12 protein-coding genes and 1 riboswitch are annotated in these 12,020 nt (G+C 32.2%); of the genes, 3 read left to right on the plus strand and 9 right to left on the minus strand.

All coding sequences use genetic code 11. The features are described 5' to 3' along the window. Window positions 1–9: 9 nt before the first annotated feature. From C568_RS0101350 to C568_RS0101365, 4 genes are all read right to left on the minus strand, one after another. Window positions 10–1,437, minus strand: coding sequence for a HAMP domain-containing sensor histidine kinase (locus tag C568_RS0101350; RefSeq protein WP_018780544.1), 1,428 nt, complete (start codon window positions 1,435–1,437; stop codon window positions 10–12). Next, the gene (locus tag C568_RS0101355) at window positions 1,434–2,108 is read right to left on the minus strand and encodes a response regulator transcription factor (RefSeq protein ID WP_003203539.1); all 675 of its coding nucleotides are present in this window, start codon (window positions 2,106–2,108) and stop codon (window positions 1,434–1,436) included. Before C568_RS0101355 ends, C568_RS0101350 begins: the two co-directional genes overlap by 4 nt. Window positions 2,109–2,120: 12 nt before the next feature. Next, the gene (locus C568_RS0101360; RefSeq protein WP_018780545.1) at window positions 2,121–2,651 is read right to left on the minus strand and encodes a hypothetical protein; all 531 of its coding nucleotides are present in this window, start codon (window positions 2,649–2,651) and stop codon (window positions 2,121–2,123) included. A gap of 140 nt (window positions 2,652–2,791) precedes the next feature. After that, window positions 2,792–3,310: a GrpB family protein gene (locus tag C568_RS0101365; protein ID WP_018780546.1), complete on the minus strand. Its 519-nt coding sequence runs from the start codon at window positions 3,308–3,310 to the stop codon at window positions 2,792–2,794. A gap of 129 nt (window positions 3,311–3,439) precedes the next feature. Between C568_RS0101365 and C568_RS0101370 the strand changes: the two genes are divergently transcribed. After that, the gene (locus C568_RS0101370; protein ID WP_018780547.1) at window positions 3,440–4,312 is read left to right on the plus strand and encodes a serine/threonine protein kinase; all 873 of its coding nucleotides are present in this window, start codon (window positions 3,440–3,442) and stop codon (window positions 4,310–4,312) included. 110 nt (window positions 4,313–4,422) lie between these two features. After that, complete coding sequence (locus C568_RS0101375; RefSeq protein WP_026008587.1) at window positions 4,423–5,688, plus strand: sensor histidine kinase; 1,266 nt, start codon at window positions 4,423–4,425, stop codon at window positions 5,686–5,688. Window positions 5,689–6,233: 545 nt separating this feature from the next. Here the strand turns inward: C568_RS0101375 and C568_RS0101385 are convergent. Then, the gene (locus C568_RS0101385) at window positions 6,234–7,028 is read right to left on the minus strand and encodes an alpha/beta fold hydrolase (protein WP_018780549.1); all 795 of its coding nucleotides are present in this window, start codon (window positions 7,026–7,028) and stop codon (window positions 6,234–6,236) included. A gap of 687 nt (window positions 7,029–7,715) precedes the next feature. Here C568_RS0101385 and C568_RS0101390 point away from each other — a divergent pair. Further along, window positions 7,716–8,027 (plus strand): hypothetical protein, encoded by a 312-nt coding sequence (locus C568_RS0101390; protein WP_018780550.1) that lies wholly within the window; start codon window positions 7,716–7,718, stop codon window positions 8,025–8,027. A 249-nt stretch (window positions 8,028–8,276) separates the two neighbouring features. On the opposite strand, the gene C568_RS32465 is transcribed toward C568_RS0101390, so the two are convergent. The 4 genes from C568_RS32465 to C568_RS0101410 all read right to left on the minus strand — a co-directional run bounded on the left by C568_RS32465 (window position 8,277) and on the right by C568_RS0101410 (window position 11,623). Beyond that, entirely contained in the window at window positions 8,277–8,375 is a 99-nt protein-coding gene (locus C568_RS32465) for a YjcZ family sporulation protein (protein WP_018765986.1), read from the minus strand. A gap of 168 nt (window positions 8,376–8,543) precedes the next feature. Beyond that, window positions 8,544–9,371, minus strand: coding sequence for an energy-coupling factor transporter transmembrane component T family protein (locus C568_RS0101400; RefSeq protein WP_018780551.1), 828 nt, complete (start codon window positions 9,369–9,371; stop codon window positions 8,544–8,546). Next, complete coding sequence (locus tag C568_RS0101405) at window positions 9,364–11,064, minus strand: ABC transporter ATP-binding protein (RefSeq protein ID WP_018780552.1); 1,701 nt, start codon at window positions 11,062–11,064, stop codon at window positions 9,364–9,366. The genes C568_RS0101400 and C568_RS0101405 overlap by 8 nt, the downstream gene beginning before the upstream one ends. A 10-nt stretch (window positions 11,065–11,074) precedes the next feature. Then, window positions 11,075–11,623, minus strand: a complete 549-nt coding sequence (locus tag C568_RS0101410; protein WP_018780553.1) for an ECF-type riboflavin transporter substrate-binding protein — start codon at window positions 11,621–11,623, stop codon at window positions 11,075–11,077. Window positions 11,624–11,769: 146 nt separating this feature from the next. Next, a riboswitch (SAM riboswitch) is annotated at window positions 11,770–11,887 on the minus strand. Between the last annotated feature and the right edge of the window lie 133 nt (window positions 11,888–12,020).

A 12,020-nucleotide genomic window follows, 5' to 3' on the forward strand; every position in this document is an offset into this window, starting at 1 on the left:
TTTTCTCATCTATTTCTCATTTTCATGTAAAACATAAGGAAACGAAATTGTAACTGATGTACCTTCTTTCTCCCTACTTTCTAATATAATGTTTCCATTATATTTTTCTACAAGCCGTCTTGCGATGGAAAGCCCCAGGCCATTTCCACCCTGTTTACGACTCCTTGCTTTATCCACCCTATAAAAACGATTAAGTACATATGGTAAATCTGATTCGGGTATTCCGACGCCATGATCTATAATACGTATAGTAATATTTTCTCTTTGCATGTTTGTTTGAATACAAATGTATCTATCATTTGCTTTGGTATATTTAATTGCGTTATCTAGTATGATAATCATTATTTGCTCTAAATAAGGTGTTGGTATAGCCACGTAAGCCTCTTCGGCATATAATTGTATATCGAATTCGAATTCAGTTTGAAGAACTTCAAAGTTTTGGATTACTTGTTTTAATACAGTATTTACATGTACAGGCTCGACTGCTAATGAGGGCATTTGCTCTGATTCTGCTCTGGATAACTCTAATAATTCTGAGACTAATTTATTCAATCTATCCACTTCTTTTAAACTAGATTGAAGTGACTTTTGTAGAATAACAGGATCATCCTTTCCCCAACGGTTTAACATGGATAAATGGCCTTGAATAATTGTAAGGGGTGTTCGAAGTTCATGTGATGCATCTTCAACAAACTGTTTTTGTTGTAAAAAAGACTTTTCTACATCATCCATTAATTCATTAAATAGAATGCCTAACTTTGCAAGTTCATCATTATTTTCCCGTACAGGAACTCTTTCTTTTAACCCGTTTGTTTTAATTCGATTCATCGTATCAGTTATATTCTGAACACTTAATAAAAGTTGTTTAGCAATAATTGTTCCACCTAAAAAACTAAGTATAAGTCCACCGATACCAGCTGCAACCATTACAACGAAAATGATTTTTAACAAATGATCGAAAGCTTCTAAATTTTTCCCAACCTCAATTGTTCCCATAAATGTTGCTGTTTGAATCGGCATACGTTCAATTAATATTCTATCTTCTAAATGCCTCTTTATATAAGCTTCAGGTTGGGTAACCGATTTAGGAGGCGCCCACCTCGGATTAAAATCACGAGAAATCGAGACAATTGGTTGTCCATCTTTATCTAAAATTCGAATAATCTGATGTTTATCATTCATATTATTAAGGAAGTCTTTACTGTTTTCAATCGTTTGGTTAGAAAGTGTTTCTTTTTTATCAGTAAAATATGCTGCTATTTCTTTCACTTGCCTGTTCATTTGTTTCTTTTCATAGTCTACTGTCCATTGATTAATCACAATAAACTGTAAAACATTATATAAAGCGAACAAGATAAATAGTAACGTAGTTGACCAAAGAGTTAGTTTCCATTTTATCGGAAGGTTTCGAATGCGCTGTGCAAAATTTTTGATCATCTCATCACATATCCAGCCCCTCTAACAGTCTGGATATACTCCTCCTTATCTACACCATGTAATTTGTTTCGTAAATAGCGAACATATACATCAACAATATTTGTTTCTACAATCGCATCGTAACCCCACACTTGCTCTAAAAGTATATCTCGTGTAAGTACGCGGTTAATATTCTTCATAAACATGAGTAATAACTCAAATTCTTTGTTCGTTAATTCAATGATTTCATCATTTTTTCTTAGCGTTCTTGATTCTACATGTAACTGTAAATCTTTAAAAGCAAGCAAAAGTGTTGGCTTACTTTCTTCTTTTTGTTCGCGTCTAAATATAACACGTATTCGTGCAAGGAGTTCTTCAATTGCAAATGGCTTCGGTAAGTAATCATCAGCGCCGCTATCTAATCCTGTAACACGATCCATAATACTATCACGCGCTGTTAACATAATGATGGGAGTATTCTTCGTCGCACGCAGTCTACGACATACTTCAATCCCATTGAGTCCTGGTAACATCAAATCAAGAAGTATAATATCATAGTTCTTCTCTATGGCTGCTTCCAATCCTTTTCGCCCATCGTATTGTACCTCTACTGCATATCCTTCATATTTTAATTCTAACTCTAAAAATTCAGCTAAACTTTCTTCATCTTCAATTATTAATATATGATGCAACCCTAATTCCTCCTATATTATTAAATGAATGATCAATCCTAATCCAAATAGAATCGCAATCATTTGATGTATGTTTCGATATAATACCGATTTTTTTCTGTCTTTAACCTTATTCAAAAGAATTCCAACAACTCCTAGCAATACTAAGCTACCAAAAGCAAATATGCCGCTGTAAATCTGTATCATATGGTGATTTCCCCTTATAAAAAAATAAACTCCATGTGTTGTTGCAACAGCTAATATAGCATAACCGATAAACATATGATATTTCTTTGCTAACATATATAATTCTTTCATATACTTGAATCCGGGTATTTTATTTTTGTGTAAAAACAGCCAAATATGACGTAAAAACCAAAGTGATGCAGCTGCAATCGCACCATATTCACCAAGAGAACCAAGATTTTTATTTACGCTTTTTAATCCTATTTGATCTCCTAGCATAAAGTTTACGATAAACATTGTAACACTAAATGCAATCACACAAGCTCCTGCGATCTTTATAAACAAATTAAAAATTTGACTTCCGAACGTTTTCTTCATTTTGCATCCCTCTTTCAATTTCAAAACATCACTACATTCCAAATTGTAGCAATCAAAAAAGAAAAAAGAATGAAAGAAAGATTAGAATAAGATGAGAAATACTTTATGTGAACTAAAAAACAAATTTCCCACCGTAATTTTTATATGTATAGATTTTCTTTCGCCAGTGTAATGATCCTTTGAATAAAAGGTTCTTTTGCATTAGTATACGCCACTCGATCAAATGGATACTTCATAGCAAGCTCATATTTTAATTGTTTGTATTCCACACGTGCCCATTCATGATTTCTCATAAAATCACGAAATAATAAATTGTTTTTCCAATCTTGACCACCGTGCGTATAGACGTGTAAATGATGTGTACCTGCTCTCCATTTCCCTTTTCTAAAAAAACGCCTTTGCGGAAAAGGTTTATGAAATACATATTCATATCCTATTGTTTGCAATGGTTCTATCCAATGATCAACTAATTTTAAATCTTTAACACCTATCATCATATCAATAAGAGGTTTAGCATCTAACCCTTCTACTGACGTACTTCCGATATGTTCAATCGCTAAGATGTCCTTTTTTAGCAATGTGATAAATTTCTCTTTCTCCTTCACAAATTCCGTATGCCAATTTAAATTATACGGTTCAATGATTATTTCTTTATCCATCTTTTACTCCTTTCATAATAATTACATAGCTTTAAAAGTAATTCTTTTTAACTAATCAAAACAGGATTTTTATTACTCTCCTCGAATTTATTAATATTTAATCTCATTATATAAAATAAGAGGTGTAAAATGAACGAAATTCCAGTCACACTTAGCTTTGATGATGTAACTTTTAAATTAAAAGAATATCAAGATTTTGAATGGCTTGTGAAGCTTGGTAGAGTGTTTACTGTATTTGATCAACAAGATTCTGGCAATATATGCTTTGGTATTGAAATAGATGGTCAGAAAAGATTTGTTAAATATGCTGGTGCAAAAACAATGGAGTATTCGGGAAATCCAGATGCCGCTGTTACTAGATTAAAAGAAGCTATTTTTCTTTATGAAGAATTAAAACACGATCATCTAATCGAATTAATTGATCATTATGAAGTAGAAAACGGTTATGTGGCAATCTTTAATTGGTTTACCGGAGAATGCCTTCATTCCCATTGGTCATTTCCACCACTAGCGAAATATAGTAATCCTAGTTCTCCGTTCTATCGCTATAAACAATTATCAATTGAAGAACGTCTTATTTCACTAGATCATATTTTTTCTTTCCATGTTCATGTTGAAAGAAAAAATTATGTAGCAATAGATTTTTATGATGGAAGCATTTTGTATGACTTTGAAACAAAGATAACAAAGATTTGTGATATCGATTTATATCAGAAGAAACCTTATATCAATACAATGGGAAGACTTTGGGGATCATCACGATTTATGTCACCTGAGGAATTCGAACTTGATGCAGTGATTGATGAGAAAACAAATGTATTTAATATGGGAGCAATCGCTTTTGCGTTCTTAGGAGGGGAACTCGATCGTTCTTTCACTAAATGGGAAGCAGGGAAAGAATTGTATGACGTAGCAGCTCGTGCGATAGAAAAAAATAGAAATCAACGTTATGCATCAGTTGAAGAATTTCACTTAGCATGGGAATTTGCTCGAAACAAATAACAATTCAAAAGTAATCACAGTCCTCATTCCAATAATTAAAACATGAAGAAGTTGTATTTTTCCGGTATAATACTTATAGTACTGAAAACTACAATAATGAGGCATGCTAGATGAATTTTGTATACATTAACCAAAACGTATTAAATAATCTGCTTTACATTTTAAGCAGCATCTTTGTTTTTTATTTTATATATAATAATGAAATATTTTTTAAAAACTATAAAAAGATTCTTATCATTATATGCACTAGTATACCATTGATTTTATGTATGAAATTCCCTATATACATAGACGAAAACTGCGTTCACGACTTAAGACAGATCCCTTTTTTAATAGGTACACTTTATGGTGGTTTACCAGTTGGGATCGCTTTATTATCTATCATGTTATTGATTCGGTTTGTTTTTTATGGTGTTAACTTTTTAACAGTTATTGTTTATATTACCATGCTTATTTTCACTGCCTATTCTTCTTCTAAATTTAATCAATTAAACAGAAGAAAGAAGCTTATCATGTCAATGACTTTACCTTTTTTCCTTGCTTTACTTACAACCTTTATCGCTGTTGTTCTGTCAGATTTCCCAATTACAAATTCATATATCACTTATTTTATTCTACTCCCTCCAATTGTCATGTTATTTGTTGTATATATAAATGAGGTTTTAAGAGATGCCGTTATTATGAGGTCTAAATTAGTAAAGATGGAGAAGATGGAGATTGTGAGTCAACTTGCTGCGAGTATTTCACATGAAGTAAGAAATCCTCTTACCGTAGTAAAAGGTTTTACTCAACTCCTTAAAACTCCAGATTTACCACAAGAATCGCGAGAACAATATATTGAACATATTCTTGGAGAGCTAAACCGCGCTCAGGTTATCATTGATGACTACTTAACATTTGCTAAGCCAGCATCACAAAAAGTTGATAACATTGTAATAGATCAAGAATTAAAAAGAATAATAAGTATGATGATGCCATTATGTAATATGAATTCTATAAATGTTTCTGAGAATTTAGTAACAGGTTCCATCACTGGGAATACACAACATTTTCAGCAATGCTTTTTAAACTTAATAAAGAACAGTATTGAAGCGATGCCAAATGGCGGAAAACTAAGTATCAAATCATCTGCTTGTGAAAACAAAATTACTATTGTCATTAAAGATAGTGGAATTGGGATGACACAAGAGCAAATCAATCGATTTGGTGAACCTTATTTTAGTACAAAAACAAGAGGAACAGGTTTAGGTACGATGGTTGCAGTAAAAATCATTGAAACGATGAATGGTACTTTAGATATAAATAGTATTGTTAATAAAGGAACCACTTTAACGATCACATTTCCACAAAATAATGAGATTGCTAAAAAACACTAACATTTTGATTTAAAAGGAGCTTCCTATGCTCCTTTTTGCTTTTCACTACATAAATTGAAATTTTAATCAATGTTTTTTCTCCATCCCCCACTGATTATTAGCCTTCACTAATCAGGTATTTACTAACATTTCATCTCCCGCCTAACTTCATTGTTTTCGATGATTTTTAAAGCGGGAATATTACTACTAGTTAATACAAAATAAGATATGCTTTTCATAAACCTTGGCTTAAATTATTTATATATGAACCCTCCTATAAAAGGTCCTGGCTATAGCTAACTTGAAGGTATTCCTTCTTTACTCTATTTTTTATTACCTAACATAGTTGTACCACTTCTCGTATATTTACTCATTAGGTTTTACATTCGCAAGACTCCATCCGCATCAATCACCGGTACGGAAAAATAATTCGAAATATTTAGGAGGGATAACTTGAGCGCTCACTACTCTTTCACATATCAATTATCAAACGGAGCCTGATAGCTCCTTTCCCATTAAATATTTAGCACAATAAACGCATATAACTTCGAAATAAATATACTTTTTTATGGGTAAAGAAAAAGTCTCATCTCAGTATGAATAAAAGCAAACTGCTGAATCATTTCATTTAGGCATCTCGCTGCTTTTGTAGGAATTTGATGCTTTACGTTATCAATGAATTTTAATTCATTACATGGCAATTTTTCATGTAGTAATTTGGCATGACTATAAAATATTTTATCTTTCTTACCATACACCAACAAAACCGGAAGCTGAATATTTCTAAGCTGATTAGTACAATCATAATGCAAACTATAACAATAATACTGCCAGATATTTTTGCCATTCCCTTTTCGTGCCTCTTTAAACATCTTTCTGAACAATTTATGTGTATTTGAGTTGCTCCATGAAATAGACCATGCTAAAAATGAAACTGCCCCCGCTTTCGCAAGTTTCACGCCAAGTGAAATCTTATTCTTTAGATATCCATCCCTCACTTCTGACATTCCCCCGATTAGAATACCTCCTAACGCTCTTTCAGCAAAGGCCAATAAAAATTCTAATGCGACAGAGCTTCCAGTCGAATATCCACATACAAATGCTTTCTTAATCTCTAAATGATCCAACAAACATCTAATGTCTTCAGCAATCAGTGGATAGGTTATCGGTTGTTTTGAATACTGACTCCTTCCGTGTCCTCTAATATCAAAAGCAATCACCTTAAAATTTTGGGATAATCCCTCTATTTGATACTCAAAATTCACACATGTAAGTACAGGAGGATGAATAAAAACAATAGGAACCCCTTTTCCCTTAACGATATAGTACAGACTACTACCATCTACATCCAACATTGGCATGTATGTAATCACCTCAACAATCTAAAATTATTCCCCACTTTTTTTCAAAAAAACAGTAGCTCTAAAAAATGATGCATACTAAAAATTGATTTTAGTACATGAGTATTTTCCTTTTGTTATTAATTTCTTTATAATTTGTTAGCTATAAGCTGTCGATATTATTCTGTTATACGTTCCTGATAACGCTGAAGCTGATTTTCGTTTGAAAAAAATGAATTTAGTCGCTCCTCAAGTTTTTCTTTTAATCTTTTCATTTATTTAGACAGAAAAACAGATGGTCTTTTTTTTGAATGTTATGCTATAAAATAACCTCTTACAGTACACTTGACGATGTGTCTTTTCACTCATTTCTGTTATTATGTGGCACTTCTTTTTTTCTATTCTGGCAACTATTTAGAATAAATTACGATGGATTTTTCTTATGAATCACACATAAAATTACAATAATTCTTTTTAATCCCATTTTTCAATATACTGCATCTCATTGATTAAATAAACATTATGTAAATGAATTTTAAATCCTTATTTATCTGTGCATGTTTCCCTTTGTAATGAGTAAACTTAGGGTTTTTAGGAAAAAAGAATCAAGAAATGTTAGCATAAATTCCGATAAAATATTGCAACATAAATCATGTGAAATTGAACTTAGTGTTTCTTTTTCCTAATTATCTTTACAGGGGGTAAAAAATGAATACTCTTAACTTCTTGATGTCACTATTCAATTCTGGAAGAAGAACTCAGCAAATGTTTAAATTATTTAGAAATAGACGGAATAACAATAGAAGCTGGATTTGGTTTTCTTTACTAGGATTAGGAACAGTTTTTAGTGTAGTAGCAACACGTAATTCAAATATGATGAAACCTATTCAACGTTTGTTCCAAGGTGTTCAAAATACAACAAAAACATTTATTCCATCCAAAGTAAATTTGGCAAATATAGAATTTGCCGATGAAATTACGCCTAACAGTCAAAAGAGACTGGGTAATCAAAACCAATAACTATCGTGAATAATAAAAACTCGCTTTTTAGTCACAAGTATTTACAATATTAAAAAATCATGTAAATTAAACGGATTTTCCGGAAATTATCTTTATTATTTCGGTGAAATTTCAACATAAAAAAAGGAGCATAGCAGCTCCTTTTTTTATGTTGAATCTCGTATTGATACTAAAAAAGTATCTTTAATGGTTTTTCTGATTACATGATTCTGTGACGAATGATTCAAAAGTTATATGTTTTTAATACCCTCAGCCCCAGCAGCTGCATCCAACAATAATTAATAAAATAAATAACACAACTAATAAAGCAAAACTTCCACCAAAACCACAAGAACCACCGAAACTCATATTCTCTCCTCCTTTTAGTATAAAACTAATGGATAATGAAATTGATCGTTTATTAACAGGTTCGTATTATACAGTATGTTTCTATGTCATTTTTGAGCATGTCTTGGATAAATTTAAAAAGACATTCCTCTGAGTGCCTAAATTTCATCCCAATAATATCCAGAAAACTTACAATGGATACCAAAACCCTTTGAAAATATTGAACTTTAGGTAAATGGCCAGTACTAAAATTATAATGCCGATAACGAGCCCTAGATAATCCTCTTGTTTTGCTTTTGTTGTAAAATACCATGTTCGCTTCTCTTTTTTTCCGAATCCTCGTAAGTCCATTGCATTTGAAACCGTATCAATTCGCTCTAAAGAATGAATAACAAGTGGCCAAAAGATGAGTACCCGATTTTTAATACGTTCCCAAAAATTCGTCTCTCCTCTTTCAAATGGTACACCTCTTGCTTCTTGAGCGTGCTTAATCAATTTGTATTCCGCTTGTATATGCGGTATGTAACGAAGCGCAATGTTTATTGCATAGGCAATCTTATATGGTAAGCCAATTTTATGCAGGCTGCTAGCGAACTCACTTGGATGTGTCGTGTATATGAAAATAAGTGTAAATGGTAATAACGTAAAATACTTTAATGAGAGCGTAAGAGCATAAAATAGTGTTTCAAATGTAATCGTAGCATATCCAATATGCAAGAATGCTGTACTTGTACCAGTTAACTCAGATCCATGAGTTGGTGTAATCAATAAAATCATCATTGAATTTAGCATACTAAATGTGAAAATAGCACTAAATATAATTACAATTTTTTTTATAGGGATTTTAGCGATCACTAATCCTAAACAACCAATGAAAAACAAGCATAATAAAATACGAAAATCAAAAAATATAAACGTAAGAGTCATCCAAATTATAAATAACAACAATTTAATTGCGCCGTCCATACGATGAAAATATGTATGATTATCTATATAAAATAAATCTGATTTATTCATAATCCCCTCTCCTTTTTGCCTCCATATACATTTGTACAAAAACGTCTGGAAAAGGAATTTCACTCAAATTCGCTAAAGTTGTTAGCGAACTCTCCTGTAAATTAGCTTGTTGTAATACTTCGCTATTTGCTAATACGTTTGGAACAGTATCATTAGCAAGTATTTTCCCTTTATGAAGGACAACTGCACGGTCTGCATATTCTAAAGCTAAATTCATATCATGTGTAATAAAGATGAATGATATTCCTTGTGCCGCTAGTAGGTTTATACAAGACATAAATTGTTTATAATGAAAATAATCTTGTCCTGCTGTTGGCTCGTCTAATATGATAAGCTTCGGATTCCTTGTTAAAACCGATGCAATGGTAAGCCTCTTTTTTTGTCCGTAACTTAACGCTTGAATAGGCCAATTTCGGAATGGATATAATCCACAAATTCGCAATGCATCTTCCACGCGTTTATTTATTTCTGCGCTAGAAGTCTTCTTTAATTTTAATGAAAAAGCAACTTCATCCCAAACAGTAGATTGTGTAATCATGTGATTAGGATTTTGCATGACATAGGAGATCACTTCTCCACGCTTTCGAATAGACCATGAACTTATATTTTCATTATCAAGTACAATTTCCCCTTCCTTCGCTTTGTTCATTCCCGTTAATGTATGTGCAAATGTAGACTTACCTGCACCATTATGGCCTAATAATGCTACAATTTCTCCCTTTTGTATAGAGAGTGTTATATCCCTTAATGTAAAAGCTTTTTGCGAATATGAAAATGATATATTTTCTATTTCACATAAGATTTCTTTTTTTTGTTGTTCTTTAAACATGGTAGAATTTAACACCCATTGCTTAATCGCTTTATTCACATTTTCATGATCTAAACTTTCAATTGGATATAATTCTTCATCTAAAATATTCATTCTTATATTTTTTAATGCTTCAATATATACAGGTTCTCTTAACCCTATTTTTTGTAGCATGTTTGTTTGTAAAATTCTTTTTGGTGAATCAACCGCTACAATTTTCCCTTCTTCTATTAATATGATTTTATCAAGGTCTAATTTTAATATTTCTTCTATTCTATGCTCAATAATAACAACTGTTTTATTAAATTGTTGATGCACCTTTCGTATAAGTTCTACTGTTTTCAAACTACTCATGGGGTCTAAGTTTGCTAATGGCTCATCAAATAGTAATATGTCAGCTTCTGTTGTTAACAGTCCAGCAAGAGAAACAGTTTGTTTTTGACCACCAGATAATTCATGCGGGCTTCGTAGATGAAACGTATGCATCTGTACTTTCTGTAGTGAGTCCATAACAACAGCCTTCATTTTCTCCTGTTCTACACAATCGTTTTCTAATGAGAAAGCAACATCTTCTCCTACGGTTAGACCAATAAACTGAGAATCTTGATCTTGTAAAATAGTTCCTACATGCTTGCTTTGCTCAAAAATACTACCTTTTCGCGGATCCTTACCACATATTGAAATGTTCCCAGTACTTGATCCCTCATATGAAAAAGGGATAAGCCCATTTATACAATGGGCCAATGTTGATTTTCCTGATCCACTTCGACCGGCAATCAATACTTTTTCACCTGGATAAATACGGAATGTAACATCCTTTAAAGTAGGTTCTGTCACTTGTTTATATTGAAATGTAAATTGTTCAAAGGAAATAATCGGCTTCATTGTAATCTCCCTACTTTTCAATCTTCAAATGTGTATGTTTTTTATTTGCTTTCGCTAATCCCAGTGTGATTGGTAAACCAAGAATTAAGAATACAAGGATATCTGCAATCGTTGCACCGAATACTTGAATAACAATTTTATCCAAAGGCTCACCCATAACGATAATATCAAAAGCACCGGCAAATATGATTGCAACGACAATCCCGATTAAACCTGTTATAGCAAAATATGAAATATCTCGATTACGAAATGTTCCATTTTTCACACTGAAACTTGCTCGTTTTTGTACAAGTCCCATCGTAAATCCAATAATACCTGAGCTAAGTACCCATCCCCACCATATTCCCCATCCAGCGATGGTATCTGTCACTATATGACCGATAAGACCAATCAAAAGTCCTGCAATCGGCCCGAAAATCGCACCAAAAATTGTTAATATAGCCAAAGCAGGCTTTATAAATGTGTTTGGTGCAATTGAAAATCCCCATAGACCTAATACACCATATATTGCAGAACCGATTCCAATTGCTACGACTAATTTTGTAGATAATTTGTTCATATGAATTCCCCTTTCATTCTAGTTAGTTTATATTAGTCCTATATGTATAAGAAAATTAAATTATGCGTCTTCACTTCCTTTCTTCTCAATTTCTCAATAAAAAATGACCCCTTTTATAAGAGGTCATTTTTTATTGAGATATGATCCTCTTATCTTTCAAAAGACAATATGTCTTTTGCGGAATTAGCACCTTCCTATTTGTATGAATAAATAGGGGTTGCTGAGGTTTCATAGGGCCGTTCCCTCCACCTCTCTGGATAAGTATTCGCTTGTAATTTGTATTATTGCATTAACGCAAGTTAATTTCAATATTTTTCTCGCTATTTTTATTTTTCTTAAAACAATCAAATAAATCATTGTATCCTTATCGGAATTATGGAATAATCGACATAACAAA

Origin of the sequence: Bacillus sp. 95MFCvi2.1 (assembly GCF_000374965.1) — a bacterium.
Lineage (GTDB): Bacteria > Bacillota > Bacilli > Bacillales > Bacillaceae_G > Bacillus_A > Bacillus_A pseudomycoides.